Source organism: Thalassovita sp. (genome assembly GCF_963691685.1).
Lineage (GTDB): Bacteria > Pseudomonadota > Alphaproteobacteria > Rhodobacterales > Rhodobacteraceae > Thalassobius.
This window is the reverse complement of record NZ_OY829290.1, coordinates 2,736,658-2,752,809: the sequence shown is the minus strand read 5'-3', so window position 1 is coordinate 2,752,809 and position 16,152 is coordinate 2,736,658. Positions and strand designations below refer to the sequence as shown.

General features: G+C 60.4%; 15 protein-coding genes. 7 read left to right on the top strand and 8 right to left on the bottom strand.

The window, feature by feature from the left end:
- Positions 1–9: 9 nt before the first annotated feature.
- The 8 genes from ACORLH_RS13235 to ACORLH_RS13200 all read right to left on the bottom strand — a co-directional run bounded on the left by ACORLH_RS13235 (position 10) and on the right by ACORLH_RS13200 (position 9,055).
- Positions 10–2,130 carry a flagellar hook-length control protein FliK gene (locus ACORLH_RS13235; protein WP_321828862.1) on the bottom strand — a complete coding sequence of 707 codons (2,121 nt, stop codon included), beginning with the start codon at positions 2,128–2,130 and terminating at the stop codon, positions 10–12.
- Positions 2,131–2,197: 67 nt separating this feature from the next.
- A complete protein-coding gene (locus tag ACORLH_RS13230; RefSeq protein WP_321828861.1) occupies positions 2,198–2,569 on the bottom strand; it encodes a hypothetical protein in 372 nt (123 codons plus the stop codon).
- A complete protein-coding gene (locus tag ACORLH_RS13225; protein ID WP_321828860.1) occupies positions 2,566–3,915 on the bottom strand; it encodes a FliI/YscN family ATPase in 1,350 nt (449 codons plus the stop codon). Before ACORLH_RS13225 ends, ACORLH_RS13230 begins: the two co-directional genes overlap by 4 nt.
- Positions 3,912–4,691: a FliH/SctL family protein gene (locus ACORLH_RS13220; protein ID WP_321828859.1), complete on the bottom strand. Its 780-nt coding sequence runs from the start codon at positions 4,689–4,691 to the stop codon at positions 3,912–3,914. The genes ACORLH_RS13225 and ACORLH_RS13220 overlap by 4 nt, the downstream gene beginning before the upstream one ends.
- 27 nt (positions 4,692–4,718) lie before the next feature.
- Positions 4,719–5,735 (bottom strand): flagellar motor switch protein FliG, encoded by a 1,017-nt coding sequence (fliG, locus tag ACORLH_RS13215; protein WP_321828858.1) that lies wholly within the window; start codon positions 5,733–5,735, stop codon positions 4,719–4,721.
- Positions 5,736–5,741: 6 nt separating this feature from the next.
- On the bottom strand, positions 5,742–7,469 hold the full coding sequence (gene fliF, locus ACORLH_RS13210) for a flagellar basal-body MS-ring/collar protein FliF (RefSeq protein ID WP_321828857.1): 1,728 nt from the start codon (positions 7,467–7,469) through the stop codon (positions 5,742–5,744).
- Between the two features lie 35 nt (positions 7,470–7,504).
- On the bottom strand, positions 7,505–7,852 hold the full coding sequence (gene fliE / locus ACORLH_RS13205; RefSeq protein ID WP_321828856.1) for a flagellar hook-basal body complex protein FliE: 348 nt from the start codon (positions 7,850–7,852) through the stop codon (positions 7,505–7,507).
- A 27-nt stretch (positions 7,853–7,879) separates the two neighbouring features.
- Positions 7,880–9,055 carry a sigma 54-interacting transcriptional regulator gene (locus ACORLH_RS13200; RefSeq protein WP_058242905.1) on the bottom strand — a complete coding sequence of 392 codons (1,176 nt, stop codon included), beginning with the start codon at positions 9,053–9,055 and terminating at the stop codon, positions 7,880–7,882.
- Between the two features lie 348 nt (positions 9,056–9,403).
- Between ACORLH_RS13200 and ACORLH_RS13195 the strand changes: the two genes are divergently transcribed.
- From ACORLH_RS13195 to ACORLH_RS13165, 7 genes are all read left to right on the top strand, one after another.
- Positions 9,404–9,709, top strand: coding sequence for a hypothetical protein (locus ACORLH_RS13195; protein ID WP_058242904.1), 306 nt, complete (start codon positions 9,404–9,406; stop codon positions 9,707–9,709).
- A 71-nt stretch (positions 9,710–9,780) separates the two neighbouring features.
- Positions 9,781–11,001: a chemotaxis protein CheA gene (locus ACORLH_RS13190; RefSeq protein ID WP_321828855.1), complete on the top strand. Its 1,221-nt coding sequence runs from the start codon at positions 9,781–9,783 to the stop codon at positions 10,999–11,001.
- The gene (locus ACORLH_RS13185; protein ID WP_321828854.1) at positions 11,001–11,822 is read left to right on the top strand and encodes a protein-glutamate O-methyltransferase CheR; all 822 of its coding nucleotides are present in this window, start codon (positions 11,001–11,003) and stop codon (positions 11,820–11,822) included. Before ACORLH_RS13190 ends, ACORLH_RS13185 begins: the two co-directional genes overlap by 1 nt.
- A gap of 1 nt (position 11,823) precedes the next feature.
- Positions 11,824–12,960, top strand: a complete 1,137-nt coding sequence (locus tag ACORLH_RS13180) for a chemotaxis response regulator protein-glutamate methylesterase (RefSeq protein WP_321828853.1) — start codon at positions 11,824–11,826, stop codon at positions 12,958–12,960.
- A gap of 13 nt (positions 12,961–12,973) precedes the next feature.
- Complete coding sequence (locus ACORLH_RS13175) at positions 12,974–13,495, top strand: chemotaxis protein CheW (RefSeq protein WP_321828852.1); 522 nt, start codon at positions 12,974–12,976, stop codon at positions 13,493–13,495.
- A gap of 331 nt (positions 13,496–13,826) precedes the next feature.
- Entirely contained in the window at positions 13,827–15,590 is a 1,764-nt protein-coding gene (locus ACORLH_RS13170; protein WP_321828851.1) for a methyl-accepting chemotaxis protein, read from the top strand.
- A 70-nt stretch (positions 15,591–15,660) separates the two neighbouring features.
- Entirely contained in the window at positions 15,661–16,065 is a 405-nt protein-coding gene (locus tag ACORLH_RS13165) for a response regulator (RefSeq protein WP_321828850.1), read from the top strand.
- Positions 16,066–16,152: the final 87 nt, after the last annotated feature.

The window sequence follows — 16,152 nt, the reverse complement described above, 5'->3', positions numbered from 1 at the left end:
CCTTTTACCTCAGGCCAAAATATCAATGCCGTCGTCTTCGGCGGCGGGGTTCATCGTGCCAGCATCGCCACCCAGGATCTGGGCGGTGGCCGGTTGGTTTGTGTCAGAGGACTGTCCGTGACCACCGGGATTGCCCCCGGCCTGACCACCCAAGCCCGCCTGTTCGCGGCCCTGCTGCCCGGATGATGCATTGTGCTGGGTCAGATCCAACCCGGCCTGTTTCATCAGATCAGCAAGTCTTGCTTGGTTGTCATTCAACAATCGTGCCGAAGAGTCATTGTCGGTCACAATTGTTACGGCAACGGCGTTATCGCGCATCTCCATCCGGATGGTCATCTTGCCAAGCCGTTCAGGTTGCAGGGCAATTTCGATGTCACCCTGGGTCAGGTCGCGGGCTTCCTTGACCATGGCGGTCAGTTGGGTTGGCCATTCGCGATCCGTCATCATCAGGCTGCGGGTCATCGGTGCACCCTGGCTGGTGGCGGTCTGCGGCTGCGCGGCCTCAGCCTGTGCGGTGACGTTTGACTGCGCCAATGCCTGTGTGGCCTGGGTCTGAGCCGATGCTTCGGCCCCTGCCATCATCGCCTGTTGCGGCGCAACAGCGGCAGGTTGCGCGGCAGCCTGCGCCGGGCTCATCTGAGCGACACCCGGTTTCATCTCTGCGGTCAGCTCTGCCTTCAGATCAGGCTGCACCTTGGTGGTGTCATATTCGGCCTTTGCCGCGACCGGCACCTCAGATTGTGGCGCCGCCTGCTGCTGGGCGGCATCAGCGGTTTGGCCCTGCATCACAGGCGCCTGACCGGAAAGAGGCTGACCGGGAAGAGGCTGGGCGGTATTGGCGGAACTGGCCTGAGGCGCTGCGGTGGTCTGCGGCTGGTTCAGGTTTGCGGCCAACGGCTGTGTCGTGTTACCCGGCTGCGCGTTGGGCAGTTGGGATGCGGGTTTGGCGGTGCCATCCGCTTTGACCGTCTCAACCGGAACATCCGTCACGGCAGGGGCGGCAGGCGCCCGTCCCGTGGTGGTTTTCACCGCTTCAGTGGTGGTGCCAGCAACGGCTTTCAACATTGAGGCCGTGGCGGGATCTGCGCCCTTTGTTGGTTCCTTGGCGGTTGTCGTGGATTGCGCGACCACTTCAGCCTTCAGCGCGGTCTCAAGCTCAGCCACCGTTCCCGCAGGTTGGGTGGCAGCTGTCTGCGTGCCTTTGGTCGTCGGCGCGTCGATCTGCGTCATCGAATAGGGGGCCATCTGGGCCAGGGTCGGCTTGGGCTCCGTTGTTGCTTCTGCTGACACGGCAGGTGCTTGTGGCGCTGGGGCGGTGGAGTTCAGCAGTTGGCTGCGCTGCGCTGACGGCTCGACTGGGGCGTCGGGCTGGGGGGCGGGCTGGGCCAAAGCGCTCTGATTAAGGGTGGGTTGTGCCATTGCTGTTTGCGCGGTCTCACCTGCAGGTTTCGCCACCATGACCGGGGTTGTCGCAGGGTGCGCGGTCTCCGCTGGTTGGGTGCCTTTCAGCGCGGCGGCTGTGGCCGCAACCTGTACGGCAGCATCACTGTCAGCGGCGACCTGTTGACCATCCGCAGTGGTGACCATCTCGGCATTGCGCAACAACGCGGCCGCGGCACCTTCGGTGGAGGTGCCTGCCTCAGCCGGTTTTACAGTGGGTGGGCGCAGCGACTGGCGTTCCTTCATCTGCTGAGCGGTGGCAAGTGTGGCGGCCGGGGTGGTGACCTCCTCGGCCTGAAGGGCGGCCAGAAGGTCAGGATCTTCGTCCCCTTCGGCAAAGTCAGACAGGGCCACGGGACCAGATTTCGTGGCAATCACGCCTGAGATATTGCCCGCCGCCGCGCCGGTGGTTGCGGCAAGGGCGGCCAGGTCTTCGGGGCTCAGCTCAGCCGCTTCGCCACCTTCGCCGACCAGAGTGTCCGGTGACACAGGGGGCAGGCCCACCGGAGTGGGGCCGGACGCAGCACCGGCTGCGGCGCCTGTGGCAGGCTGGGTTTGCATCAAGGCAGCGAAATCCATGGGCGCCGCAGCGCCAGGCAGGACGGGTTGCGCGATTTGCTGGCCATTCATGGTGCCCGCACCGCTGCCGGGTGCGAGGGTCAAGATGGCAGGCACAACGTTGTTTTGCATGTGTTTTTCCGGTCCTTGGAACTGGTTTTGCCACGATTAATGCAGCATCCGTGCCAAGGTAGGGCGCTCATTCAGAATTTTGTTGAGCGTCCATGACCTTGGCTTTTTCACTCAGCATTTCAAGCTTGTGACCGCTTTGCGCCAGTTCGGTTTGGGCCTTTTTCAGGCGGCGTTCGGATTGCGCTTTCTGGATCGACAGGGTGCTGCGAAAGCCCTCCAGCTGCTGGCCCAGACGCAGGGTATTGGCCAGCTGCGCCGAGTTCTGCGCACCTTTCAGCTGGCCGTCATGTTCATGCAACATCCGCTTGATGGAGCCGGCCTGAGCGGTGATGTTGTTCATCTCATCCTGAGCGCGGCGCAGTTTTTTCGCCAGATCGGCCTGTTTGATCGTTTCGGCTTTGGCCATCAGCTTCAGATGGTTTCCGTTCGGCTTATTCATGAGGTCATCCCGATCAGCTCAAGCAGCTGTTTCTGGCTTTCTTCGAAGGTGACCTTTTCGTGTTTCATCTGGCAGATGAAACCTTCGATCTGTGGCCAGTTCTTGATCGCCGCGTCCAGATCCTTGTCCTGACCGGCGCTATAGCCGCCCATCAGCATCAGATCGCGGTTTTCGTTGTAAAGCGAGATCAGACGACGCAGCCGCTGGCTGGCGGTCACATGTTCGGGTGGCACGATGTCATTCATCACCCGGCTGACCGAGGCAGGCAGATCAATCGCGGGATAGATGCCGCGCTGCGCCTGGGCACGGCTGAGCACCATGTGGCCATCAAGGATCGCCCGGGCCGAGTCCACAACCGGGTCATTGGTGGTGTCATCGCCATCCGCCAGCACGGTGTAAAGCGCTGTGATCGTCCCCTGACCGGGCAGACCGGGACCGCAGCGTTCAATCAGCGACGGGATCATTGAGATCACCGAAGGGGTGTAGCCTTTGGCGGTGGGTTGTTCGCCAAGGGCCAGCCCGGCCTCACGTTTGGCATGGGCGACGCGGGTCAGACTGTCCATGATCAGCAGCACATCCTTGCCCTGATCGCGGAAGTATTCGGCAATGGCGGTGGTGCGGTTGGCCGCGCGCAGGCGCAAGAGCGGGGAGCGGTCGGCAGGGACCGCCACAACGCAAACCCTTGCGGCCGCCTCGGGTGTCATCACGCGGCTGACAAAATCACCAACCTCACGGGCACGTTCCCCGATGAGGCCAACAATGATAACATCTGCCGTGGTATTGTGGGTCATCATTTCGATCAGCACGGATTTCCCGACGCCCGATCCCGCCATGATGCCAACACGCTGACCACGACCAATGGTCATCGAGGAATTGAGGATCCGCACCCCAACGTCCAGCACTTCCTTCACCGGGCCACGGGCCAGCGGGTTCAGTGGCTTGCCCGCCAAGGGCCAGAGGTCAGAGGGTTTCGGCGCAGGGCGGCCATCCAGTGGCGCACCGCTGGCGTCAATCACGCGGCCCAGCAATTCAGGGCCCACCTCGCACATGCGGCCGGCACGGCGCAGCACAACCGGATCGCCCAGGGTGATCTGCGCGCCAGCGGTGTCCAAGAACAACAGGTTCTTGCCGTCGGAAAAACCCACCACCTCACCCTCAACCGGGGCGGCACCGGGGCCGGCATGACGCGGGTAAATCAGGCAGAGGTCGCCAGGGGAGGCCGGAAAGCCGGAACATTCCACAACCAGCCCATCATAGCGCACCACCTGGCCGCTGATCTGCGGCGCAGTGCGGTCTGGCAGGGTGGCCAGATCATGGCTCAACCGCTCAAGGATGGTGGCGCTCATTGGCCGGCATCCGCGATCTGAATTTCGGTGTCATCCCAATCTGCGGGCAGGCCGCCATCGTCAAACTCTGGCAGGGCGCTTTGAACCCGGTTGGGGCCGGAACGGATATCCACTGCGCCGCGCGGCAGCGCCTCATCCGGTTGCAGGACACAGCCATCAATGATTTCAGAGCCAGCAAGCGAGGGTTCAATCACCGCCATATCTTCGGGGTTCAGATGGATCTGGGTGCAATCCACCGTCTTGCCCACACGTTCCACCAGTTCCTCAACCTTCTGGGCAAAGGCGGCGGGCAGGGTATCGATCTGCTGACCGGCGAGGTCACTGGCAAGCGTCAGCAGCGTCTGTTCCATCGCCTGACGCAGGGCGGTGTGGTGATCGGCAGCGTGATCGGTGAGGGATCGCGCCAGATCGCTGAACAGGCGTGTGGCCTCTTCCAGATGGGCCTGTGCTTCGGGGGCAGGGGCGGGTTCTGGTTCGGGCGCTTCGGCCAGGCCCTTCTGATAGCCTTCGGCGAAACCTTCGGTGTAGCCGGTCTTATGGGCCGCAGCCTGCAGCGCCTCAAGCTCAGCATTGGGCTCAGGCTCTGGCGGTGCAACCTCTTCGGTCTGCACCGGGGCGCCAAGGCCGTTTTCCTCCATCGCGGCATCAGCGGGCTGATCCTCGGGGATCTGCTCAAAGGCGCGGGGGCGGAAATTGCCGTCACGGTTTTTGCGCAGGATTGAGTTGATGGACTCAATATCAAGCGCCTGAACGGACATGTCTTTGTGGAAGCCCATATCGGATCCTCCCTATAAACCAGAACCTTAAACCATAACCTCGCCGCCACGACCGGCGAGGGTGATGGTGCCCTCGTCAGACAGACGCCGTGCTACAGCAATAACGTCTTTCTGCGCATTTTGCACCTCGGTCAGACGGACGGGGCCAAGGGCCTCCATCTCATCCGCGATGGCCGCAGCCGCCCGGGTGGACATACAGCCCAGAAGCTTGTCGCGCAGGATTTCGTCGGCGCCACGCAGAGCCAGAATAAGGGTGCGGTTTTCCACTTCGCGCAGCAGGGTCTGAATGGCGCGATCGTCCGACTTGATGAGGTTGTCGAAGACGAACATGTTGTCCTGCAGGGCAGTGACCAGCGTTTTGTCGTGTTTCTGAACGTCCTTCAGGATGCGCTGTTCCATATCCTGTTTGGTGAAGTTCATGATGCGGGCCGCTGCCTTCACGCCGCCCATCTGGCTGGCGCGCAGGGTGGTGTTGGCTTGGAACTTCTTCTGGATCACCTGTTCCAGATCCTTCAGCGCTTCGGGCTGAACGTTGGCCAGGTTGGAAATCCGGTGAATGATGTCGGACTGCACCTCTTCGGGCATCAGCTTCAGCACCTCGGCGCCGACACCGGGGTCGAGTGAGGCGATGACCAGCGCGATGATCTGCGGATGTTCGTCGACAATCAGTTCCGAAACCGCATGGGCATCCATCCACTCTAGGATCTCAATCGGACGCTCGGATGAGGTGCGCGGGATCCGGCTGAGGACCGAATGCGCCTTGTCGTTGCCAAGGGCTTTGGTCAGCACGTCTTTGATATAGGTGTTCACGCCGACGCCCAGACCGGTCTGTTCGCGCAGGTCATGCAGGAACTCGTTCAGCACCGCATCCACGGTCGAGTGTTCCACATTGCGCACCATATACATCGCAGTGCCCAGCTGCTGCACTTCGGCCGGATTGAGGTAGCCAAGGATATTGGCTGCTGCCTCTTCGCCAAAGAGCATCATCAAAACGGCTGCTTTTTGGGTGCCGCCAAGGTCATCGATGGTCATGGTTCTAGGCATGGTAGATCACTTCAGCTGAGAGTTGTCGTCTTCGATCATCGACTTGAAGGCGGTGGCGATACGGTCGCCGTCGCTATGGGTCAGGTCGCGGATCAGGGCGAGTTTTTCTTCGTAGGACACATGGGACCACGGGTTGCCTGCAGGCTCAAACCCATCCAGGCGGGCGCGGACCTCGGCTAGGGTTTCACCGGGGCCAACTTCGATCGCGTCACCCATCTGGCCCGGTGCGCCGCCAATCGGGGCGCCCATGCCCATCGGGGCGGCAGGCGCTGCGGGTGAGAACAGCAGGCGGTCAACGATTGGCTTCACCAGACCCAGCACCACGATGGCCAAAACGGCGATCTGCGCGGCGTAGCGGGCGGTGTTCATCACCCAGCCTTCTTTGTACCAGGGGGTGGCCACTTCGGCGAAGGTGTCAATGAACGGCTGGGCCGACAGGGTCACAGTGTCACCGCGACCGTCCTGATAGCCGATGGCCGAACGCACCAGCGCTTCGGCGTCGCGCATCACGCTGTCGGGCAGGGCGCCCGGCACCAGGGAGCCATCTTCGGCCATGGTGCCTGCGGGGGTGCGCAGCAGCACGGCGGCGTGGATCCGGACGATCTGGGCGCTGGCAGGCTGCGTGGTTTCCACCCGGCGGCTGACCTCATAGTTGCGGGTCGCGTTGGTGGTTGTGTTGTTGTTCACCGCATTGGTGTTGCGCACGGTCACGCCGGGGCCTTCTTCGACCAGCTGGGTTTCCTGCGGCGGCGTGTTGGAGACGGCACCGGGGATGCCTTTGGCCTGCTGCTGGCTGTTCTGCTGGATCATTTCCTGTTCCGAGCGGATGACCGAGCCATTGGGCATATATTCTTCGGCGGTGATTTCCGAGCGGGTGAAATCCATGTCCACCGTCACCTCAGCGGCGACATTGCCGGCGCCGACGATGGGCGACAGAAGCGCCTCAATCCGTTGGCGGTAGAGGTTTTCCATTTGCTTGCGGTGGCCCAGTTGCTGGGTCGACAGCTCGCTCATCGGGTCGCCGCCTTCGCGGGACAGCAGGCGGCCTGTCTGATCGACCACCGAAACATTGGCCCGGGTCATGCCCGGCACCGAGGTGGAGACCAGAGAGACAATGGCGCTGACCTGACCTTCATCCAGCGCGCGACCCGGCGCAACCTGGACAAAGACCGAGGCGCGGGGCGGTTTGGTGTCGCGGATAAAGGCGGTTTGTTCGGGCAGGGCCAGATGCACCCGCGCCGAGGTCACGTTGGAAAACTCAGTGATCGAACGGGCCAGGTCCAGCTCATTCATGCGGCGCAGACGCGCAGCTTCGACCGAGCGGGACGCGCCCATTGGCATATCGCTGAGGGTGCTCATACCGTCCGGGGTGCCGGCCGGCAGGCCTTCGGTCGCCAGAAGCATCCGCGCCTTGTGGTAATCGGTTTCGGTGACGCGCAGGGTGCCTGTTCCCTGATCAATCACCGCATCGATCCCGTTGGAGGTCAAAACCTCCACGGCACGGGCCTTGTCGGCCTCTGGCAGATCCGAATAAAGGCTGAGACGTTTCGGCTGGGCCAGCATCATATAGACCATCAGACCCATCACCGCGACCACGACCAGAATGATCGCAGGCAGGGCACGTCGCACCGCAGGTTGGCTGATCATCTGTTGCGCTTGCGCCAGATAAGCCTTGCCCTGCTGGGCGGGCGTTGCACCTTCGGTGGGGGCGACTGGGTTGGTCGTGCTGTCCATCGAAACTCTCGTCTAGTTTGCCGTTAGGCGCCGGATCAAACCGGCATGTTCATAATATCGCGGTAGGCGGAAAGAGCCTTGTTGCGCACCTGCATGGTGAACTGGAAGCCCAGCGAAGACACCTGCTGATCCACCATCACCGAAGCCAGATTGTCGGTTGCGCCCGTCTCATAGGCGAAGGCCGATTTATTGGCTGTGGCCTGAGCGTCATTGACCTTGTTCAATGCATCGCCGAGGCGTTCGGCAAAGTTTGGGGTCTCTGGCTCGGTTGGGTTGGGCAACCCGGCCGGCAGGGCAGTTTGCGTGCTGTTCTGGAGCTGCGACGCGGCGCGGGCGTTTAGGGCCGCTAACGTCGAATTTCCCGAAAGGCTCGAAATAGTCATGGCTTACCTCAAGTTTGCCCTCTTGTTTTATGCGGCTTGTGCCGCGATCGGGGCGTTGATGTTAAAGCCGGGGATCATAGCCGCATTTGCAGTCAGCATGATGTCCGCGGCGCCCACCACGTCACCGGTGCGCAGCACCAGAGCGCGTTGAACCACGTTTTCCAGCTCACGCACGTTGCCCGGCCACTTGTGTTCCATCAGGGTGGCCACAGCCTCATCGCTCAGCAGCGGCAGGGTGGCCCCTTCGGGGGTGTGACGGCGGATCATCGCGGTTGCGAGGGCGGGAATATCTTCGGGGCGGGCGGCCAGTTCCTGGGTCGCCAGCGGGAATACGTTCAGACGGTAGTATAGGTCTTCGCGGAAGTGACCGGCTTCAACTTCGGCCAGCATGTCGCGGTTCGAGGTGGCGATGACACGCACGTCAACGGTTTCCTCTTTCTGGCTGCCCAGCGGGGTCACTTTCTTTTCCTGAAGAACCCGCAGCAGTTTGGCCTGCAGACCCAGCGGCATTTCCGAGATTTCGTCCAGCAGCAGGGTGCCACCGTCAGCGGCGCGGAAGATGCCGCGGTTGGCGGTCGATGCACCGGTGAAGGCGCCTTTTTCATGACCGAACAGCATGGCTTCCAGCATGTTTTCCGGGATCGCGGCGCAGTTCACGGCAACAAAAGGCTTGCCAGCGCGGGGCGAACGGTCGTGGATCAGCTGGCTCAGCACCTCTTTGCCGGAACCGGTCGGGCCGTTGATAAAGACGGTGACGTCGGTCTGGGCGACGCGGGCGGCCAGATCCATCAGGGCGCCGGTGTTGTCAGCGGCAGCAACCATGCCACCATGCGGGGTTGCGATGAGGTCAGTCAGGGCCAGCAGCGAAGGCGAGTAGAGCGGCGGAATGGCCGAACCGCGCAGCGGCAGGGTCACGCGCTGCATGCGGCCGCCCAGTTCTGCGGTCACCGCGAAAGCCTCACCCGGGGTGACGATGACCAGCTGGGTGATGCCCAGCGGGCGGGCCGCGGCCACCAGACCGGATTGACCGCCTGCCGCTTTTTCAGCTGCGGCCGAGCAGACCAGGGTGTTGCCTTTGCCGGGATTTGTATCAGGGGTGCCCAATGCGTCGATCAATACCGCGTCGATCCGACGACGTTTCAACAGATCCGCCACTGCGGCTGCGTCGTCAAATTCTTGTCCGATGATAAAGATCTTGGCCATGGTTACCTCCTGCGATTAGCTGACGGTTTCTAAGAAGCAGGGAGCGTACCAACCGGCGCATTAACTTTAGAAAAATTTACTAAGACACTGAAAACAAACAATTTAAAAAACTAAAGTAACTAAAGTATATAGGTGGTTAAGACCCTAGGTATAGGTCGGGTATACCCGCTTGATGGGTGAAATTGACGGGGTTTTGATGGGTGTCGACAAATTGACGACAGTCGACCATCTCCGAAATCTGATGACCCCATACTTAGGGATGTAGATTTTTCCATATGAGGGGGGTCAACTTTTCCAGAAGCCGGACGTTTCACATTGCAGACGTAAAACAAACTGCAGGCCGTGTTTATGTTGTCAAAAACGTACCATCTAAAATTCCCCAGCCTCGATGCCGCACAAATCGCTGCACCGTTTGTGACTGAGACGCTGGGCAACGCTATCCCTGAGTGCCGCTTGTCGGGGCTTACGGTTCTGATCAGTAAAGAAGGTGACATTTCTGTTAATGTCTTCTTCCCCACCGTGGCTGATCTGAAAAACTTCGAGAAGAAGCATGGTGGCTTTGTCGATATGATGAAGAAGACCTTCCTGTTCAAATCCACCGGGTTTGATGGGGTGTGTATTTTCAGCTTCGACGGAAACGAGAACGCTGCCTAAGGCAGCCGGATCGTATGAAGAGTGACGCCATTTTTGGCGATGTGTTGTGTAAATAAAGGACCAGGGTCGTAATGTCGGCAGAGGTAGATACCGGAACTGACAAACAAGCCGCAGGCGGGGCCTTGCTGCGCGTATCGTCGCAGAAGATCAGCCGCCTGATGGACCTTGTTGGTGAATTGTCTCTGAGTGTGTCAGAGACCGTGAACTCACCTGATCTGTTGGAGGGCAATGGGGATCGTACCGATTTCGAAGCCGCCGCACATCGTCTTTCTATGATTGTCCGTGAAGTACAGGACGCCGCGACCGAGCTGCGTCTGGTGCCCGTGGATGAGGTGTTCAAACGCCTCAAGCGCATGATCCGTGAGCTTGAGCGTCAGACTAAAAAGAAAATCAATCTCAACATCGTAGGGGCTGACACTGCCATTGATAAAATGGTGGCGGACCGTCTGTATGATCCTTTGCTGCACGTTTTGCGCAACTCGGCCGACCACGGCCTTGAAGGCGTTGACGAACGGGTGGCAGCCGGCAAATCCGAAAAGGGCACAATCACGCTCTCGGCGGCGCAGGTCGGTAGTGAGGTTCAGATTGTTGTGGGCGATGATGGCCGCGGCCTTAATCGCAAGAAGATTTTGGAAATTGCGCGCAAGCGGGGTTTCTACGGACCGGACGAAGAACCTGAAAGCAGCAAGCTGTGGAAGGTGATCTTTGAGCCGGGCTTCTCCACCGCTGAAACAGTCTCAAACCTGTCGGGCCGTGGCGTGGGTATGGATGTATTGAACTCCACCATGCGCGACCTGCGGGGCCGGATTGCCGTGGACAGCTGGGAAGGCAAGGGCACCAATGTGTCGCTGCACATCCCCGTGTCGCTGGCCTTCCTTGATTGTATTCTGCTGCGTCAGGGCACCCATCTGTTTGCGGTCCCGGTTGAAGATATCGCCGAAATCGTAAATCCCGGCATTGAAAACAGCATGACCATTTCGGCAGGTTCGCGCGCTGAAATGCTGCGTCTTCGTGACACCCATGTGCCGGTGTGCCGTCTGGAAACCTATTATGGCGATGCCATGCCGGACCTGAAGCCGTTGACCGACACTGTTGTGATCGTCCTCAACGCAGGTTCCAAGCTGATCGCCGTGCCGGTGGATGAGGTTCTGGACCGCCAGCAGGTGGTGATGAAACCGCTGTCCGGGGTTCTGGCCAAGGTCCGTGCCAGCTGGGGCTGCGCCCTGCTGGGTACCGGTGAAGTGGCTTTGGTTCTGGATGCTGATCGTCTTGCCGCAGGAGGAGAGAACTGATGAGTGTCATGGATCATTCCTCTTACGAAGATCACGCCGGCTATGAGCGCATCCGCTCATGGTTGGGCGATCGCTGTGGCATTTCCTATCCTGAACATAAGGCAGACCTGCTGCGTCAGCGTCTGGCCCGGGTCACCCGGTCGTTCAAACTGGAAGATCTGAATGAACTGGCCGGCGCCATTTCCAAAGGGGAACGTCAGGACGTCGAACTGGCCGTGATGCATGCGGCTTCGACCAATCACACGTTTTTCTTCCGTGAGCCTGAGGTCCTGGATGTTTTTGCAACGAACATCCTGCCGAAACTGGCCAATCGTGAACAGATCCGCATCTGGTCGGCCGCCGCGTCTACCGGGGATGAGGCCTACACGATTGCCATGTTGGTGGCCGAACACCTTGGCCCGCACGCGCTGAAGAAACTCGCTATTCTAGGCACCGATATTTCGGCCCCAGTTGTTGAGCGGGCAGAGCTCGGCGTGTTTTCGGGCCGCCAGCTGAGCCAGATGGATCGCACCATCAAGAAACGCTACATGACGCCGACCGGCATCGAACAGTATCGGGTGAACGAAAACCTGCGCGATACCTGTACCTTCCGCCGTCTGAACCTGAAGGCAACGCCATACCCCTTTGCCAAACAGTTCCAGGTCGTGTTCTGCCGTAACATCCTCTACTACTTTGAGCCCGAGGATCAGGCCGCAACCCTGCGCGCGATCTATGACGCGACAGAACCGGGTGGCTTCCTTGTGACCTCGGTCACCGAGGCGGTGCGCGATCTTTGCAACGAATGGATCCCGGTGACCACCGGCATCTACCGGAGGGACTAAGATGCCTCTGGGTCGTAAAATCCGCACCCTGATCGTGGATGACAGCGCCATGGTGCGCAAAATCCTGTCGATGGGCCTGTCTCAGGACCCTGAGATCGAGGTTGTGGGCACCGCCGCCGATCCGCGGGTGGCGATGCAATACCTGGTCAAAGACAAACCCGACGTGATCACGCTGGATCTGGAAATGCCCAATATGGACGGGCTGACCTTCCTGCGTGGGCTGATGTCCAAATCGCCGATCCCCACCGTGGTGATCTCGTCGCAGACCCAGCGCTCGGCGCAGGCCACTGTGGATGCGCTGGCGGCAGGCGCCGTGGATGTGATTGCCAAGCCCAAGATGGAGTTGGGCGGCGGTCTGAATACAATGATGGACAGCATCGCCCAGCGGGTGAAGGTTGCGGCACGGGCCCAGGTGGGTCAGGCCCCAGCCAAAGCGCCGTTGGGGCAGGGGGGCATGCCACAGCGTGTCGCGCCTGCTGTGACCCAACGCAGCCTGCCGCCTGTTGCTGCCGCAGCAGCGGGTGACATTCCAACCTGGATGATCGCAATTGGCGCCTCCACCGGGGGCGTTCAGGCCCTGACCCATGTGCTGGAAGCCATGCCGGTCAGCACCCCGCCGATCGTGATCGTGCAGCACATGCCCGAAGGCTTCACCGCCTCTTTCGCCAACCGTCTGGATCAGACTTGTGCATTGCGTGTGCGCGAAGCCAAGGACGGTGATGTGCTGGAAAACGGTCTAGTGCTGATCGCGCCGGGCGGGCCGCGCCATATGAAAATCCAACCCAAAGGAAACCGCTTTGTGGTGGAACTGGTCGAAGGGCCAGAAGTCTGTTTTTCACGTCCCGCTGTGGATGTGTTGTTCAAATCGGTTGCCCAGCACGCCAAGGGGCGTGTGTCATCGGCGATCCTGACCGGCATGGGCCGGGACGGTGCTGAAGGGCAGTTGGCCATCCGCCTGTCGGGTGGCCGAACCGTGGCCCAGGATGAGGCAAGCTGTGTCGTTTTCGGCATGCCCCATGCTGCTGCCGAAGTCGGAGCACCAGAGAAACTGGTCCCGTTGAGTGAAATGCCGTCATGGCTGCTCAATTCCTGCCCCAAGGCTGGAGCGCGCAGCGGGCTGGAAAGTTACAGAGTTTGAAAGGACCAAGAGGATGACTGAGATGACCGCTGAGCAAGCCTCGTCTGCAGATGCCGAAGCGCTGCTGCGCGATGATGACAACATCGAGAACATGTATCTCACCTTTGCCATCGGCACAGAAACCTACGGTGTACCGATCGCGGTTGTGACCGAGATTGTGGGCATGCAGCGCATCATGACGGTGCCGGATGTCCCGCGTTACATCAAAGGTGTGATCAACCTGCGTGGCAAGGTGATCCCGCTGATGGATGTGCGTCTGCGCTTTAACCTGGAAGAGCGCGCCTATGATGACCGTACCGTCATCATCGTGCTGGAACTGGGCACCTCGCCGGTGGGTCTGATCGTGGACCGCGTCAGCGAAGTGCTGGAAATCGCCGACGATCACATCGACAGCGCCAATGGTCTGGGCGGTGGCGAAAGCCAGGGTCTGGTTCAGGGTCTGGGCCGTGTTGGCGAAAACGTTGCGATCATTCTGAATTCGGGCCTGTTGGTTTCGGATGCAGAACTGTCGATGCCAGAGGCGGCAACCGCCTAAGAACTTGGGCCGTGCAGGCCCCGAAGGCCAGGCAACTGGTCCGATCCCACCCCGGGGGCTTTATGCGGTCCGGGGGCAGGAGTGGCCTCGCCCTCCGTGGCAGGCTCAACCGTAACAAGTAACTGATTAACATAGGAGAGTTCATCATGAGCGAGCGCGGACCCCAACCGCCCAGACGCCCATATCTGGCGCAAACGCATAGCTCTTCCCAATTGCTGATCGAAATAACCAGTCGACTCTAAAAAACCGCATATCTGGCGACCCAGAGGCTAAAGAAAATCCCCGCCCGGTCGCTAATAAAAGTACAGCCCGCCCCAGAAAGGACACCCCGATGACCAAAGCGAAGACGGATAAGACGCCAGAAGCCAAAGGTGCCGACGCCTTCCAACTGCTGGACATGATTTCCGAGCCGGTTCTGATGACCGACGCGGATCTGGTGATTAACTATGCCAACCCCGCGGCGCAGAAAATGTTTGCCGGTGCCGAAGCCACCTTGCAGGGCATGCTGCCCTCGTTCAGCGCGGACAATCTGATCGGCAGCTGCATCGATGACTTCCACAAGAACCCGAGCCACCAGCGCAGCATGCTGAAGGGCCTGCGCGGCACCTATCAAGCAGCGATCCGTCTGCCGGGCTTTGCATGGGACATCGCGGTGACGGCTGCCGCGGACGGGCAGAGCTACGTGGCGGAGTTTCAGGACAAATCGGCTGAGGTTCTGCTGGAAACTGAGACCAAGCGTTTGCTGGAGCGGATCACCGAAATGGCCGATGCCCATGGCGCCGGTCACGTAAAAGAATTTATCCAGACCGATGATTTTGAGCTGCCCAACATCGCTGCGGCGGGTGTGCAGGTGAACAAGATGGTCAAAGACCATATTGACGCCATTCTGGAAGGCATCTCGGTCTTTGAAACCTTCTCGGAAGGGGACCTGACGGCCAACATGCCGCAGCTGCCCGGTGACAAGGCTGCGCTGAACCATGCCATCGACCGCACCCGTGACAACTTCATGAACGTGAACGGCGAGATCAAGCGCCTGTCGAACGCGATCATGGAAGGTAAGCTGGACGTGCAGGCCGACACCGGCAAGTTCAAAGGCGCCTTCCGTGAGGTTGTGGAAACCTTCGAATCCGCCTTCGGCAGCCTGAACGGCGCCTTCAATGAGCTGAGCGCACAGGTTGGTCAGGTCACCCAGACCGTTGGCCAGATGAGCTCGGCCAGCCAGGAACTGGCGACCAACTCGCAGATCGCGTCGTCTTCGGTGGATGAGGTTTCGGCCTCGGCAGAAGAGACGGACGTGCAGGTGAAAGCCAACGCGGATGCGGCGAAAAACGCTGAAATCCTGGTGACCGCCAACGCTGAAGTGGCTGCAGAAGGCAAAGGCAAGATCGACGATATGGTCACCGCGATGGAAGGCATCAACGCCTCGTCGCAGGACATTGCCAAGATCATCAAAGTGATCGACGAAATCGCCTTCCAGACCAACCTGCTGGCGCTGAACGCCGCGGTTGAAGCGGCCCGCGCAGGTCAGCATGGTCGTGGCTTTGCGGTTGTGGCCCAAGAGGTGCGTAACCTTGCTGGTCGCTCGGCCAAAGCGGCCCGCGAAACCTCGGATCTGATTGAGGCCTCGACCAGCCGCGTTGCGGCCGGTGTGCGCCTGGCCACCGAAACCTCGGAAAGCTTTGAGAAGATCGCAACCAACATCGGCGAAGTGCGTGAACTGGTCGAAACCATCAACCGCGCCTCGGAAGAGCAGTCGCGCGGTGTGGCCCAGATCAACACCGCCATCGGCGAAGTTGCCCGCACCGCGCTGGCCACCAGCCAGCAGGCGGATGAACTGGCCGCAACCTCGGCCGAAATGACCGCTGCGACCGAAAGCATGAGCCGCGAAATCTCACGCTTCCAGCTGCGCCCTGCGTCGCCCAGCCCAGCTGACTTCGGCATGGTCGACGGTATGGAAAACCTGCCGCCGGAAATGCTGGCCAAGCTGAAAGCGATGATGGGCGCCAAAGTTGGCGGCGCGCCGGCCACCCCTGCAGCAAGCCCAAGTGCGGCGCAGGGCGGGGACCACGATGAACGCGGCTTCCTGAACTTCTAAATTCTTCCCGCCTCCGCGCCTGTCTCCAAGGGCGCGGGGGCTGATCTCAGCCACTAGGAGTGCAAACGAAATGGCTTATAAAGTGATGATCGTGGATGACGCTGCAATGATGCGGCTCTACATCTCGAGCTTCCTGAACTCGCTGCCAGACTTCAAGGTTGCCGCCCAGGCCGCCAATGGTCGCGAAGCGCTGGACAAACTCTCCGAGATCCCCGACCTCGACCTGATCCTGCTGGATATCGAGATGCCGGTGATGGACGGGCTGGAGTTCCTGCGTCACGCCAAACTGAAGACCCGCGCCAAGATCTGTATGCTGTCCTCGGTGACAGTGCAGGGTTCGCCCCATGCAGCCAAAGCGCGCGAGTTGGGCGCTGACGGCGTTGTGGCCAAACCTTCGGGTACAGTGTCACATGACTTGGAAGAAAAGACCGGTCAGGAATTGCGCGAAACCATGCGCCGTCTGGTGGCAGCTTAAGCCTCAGACCCCCTTCACGGGACCCCTTTGATGCCCATGTGTGCGGGCATCAACCGCGTCGCTGACGCAACGTGTTGTATTGAGTAA

What these genes read in the sequence shown, in the direction of transcription:
- fliG (WP_321828858.1), bottom strand. Translation starts at nt 5,735, where the DNA reads ATGCCTAGAACCATGACCATCGATGACCTTGGCGGCACCCAAAAAGCA.
- ACORLH_RS13175 (WP_321828852.1), top strand. Translation starts at nt 12,974, where the DNA reads ATGACTGAGATGACCGCTGAGCAAGCCTCGTCTGCAGATGCCGAAGCG.
- ACORLH_RS13190 (WP_321828855.1), top strand. Translation starts at nt 9,781, where the DNA reads ATGTCGGCAGAGGTAGATACCGGAACTGACAAACAAGCCGCAGGCGGG.
- fliE (WP_321828856.1), bottom strand. Translation starts at nt 7,852, where the DNA reads ATGACTATTTCGAGCCTTTCGGGAAATTCGACGTTAGCGGCCCTAAAC.
- ACORLH_RS13220 (WP_321828859.1), bottom strand. Translation starts at nt 4,691, where the DNA reads ATGGGCTTCCACAAAGACATGTCCGTTCAGGCGCTTGATATTGAGTCC.
- fliF (WP_321828857.1), bottom strand. Translation starts at nt 7,469, where the DNA reads ATGGACAGCACGACCAACCCAGTCGCCCCCACCGAAGGTGCAACGCCC.
- ACORLH_RS13230 (WP_321828861.1), bottom strand. Translation starts at nt 2,569, where the DNA reads ATGAATAAGCCGAACGGAAACCATCTGAAGCTGATGGCCAAAGCCGAA.
- ACORLH_RS13170 (WP_321828851.1), top strand. Translation starts at nt 13,827, where the DNA reads ATGACCAAAGCGAAGACGGATAAGACGCCAGAAGCCAAAGGTGCCGAC.
- ACORLH_RS13225 (WP_321828860.1), bottom strand. Translation starts at nt 3,915, where the DNA reads ATGAGCGCCACCATCCTTGAGCGGTTGAGCCATGATCTGGCCACCCTG.
- ACORLH_RS13180 (WP_321828853.1), top strand. Translation starts at nt 11,824, where the DNA reads ATGCCTCTGGGTCGTAAAATCCGCACCCTGATCGTGGATGACAGCGCC.
- ACORLH_RS13235 (WP_321828862.1), bottom strand. Translation starts at nt 2,130, where the DNA reads ATGCAAAACAACGTTGTGCCTGCCATCTTGACCCTCGCACCCGGCAGC.
- ACORLH_RS13165 (WP_321828850.1), top strand. Translation starts at nt 15,661, where the DNA reads ATGGCTTATAAAGTGATGATCGTGGATGACGCTGCAATGATGCGGCTC.
- ACORLH_RS13185 (WP_321828854.1), top strand. Translation starts at nt 11,001, where the DNA reads ATGAGTGTCATGGATCATTCCTCTTACGAAGATCACGCCGGCTATGAG.
- ACORLH_RS13200 (WP_058242905.1), bottom strand. Translation starts at nt 9,055, where the DNA reads ATGGCCAAGATCTTTATCATCGGACAAGAATTTGACGACGCAGCCGCA.
- ACORLH_RS13195 (WP_058242904.1), top strand. Translation starts at nt 9,404, where the DNA reads ATGTTGTCAAAAACGTACCATCTAAAATTCCCCAGCCTCGATGCCGCA.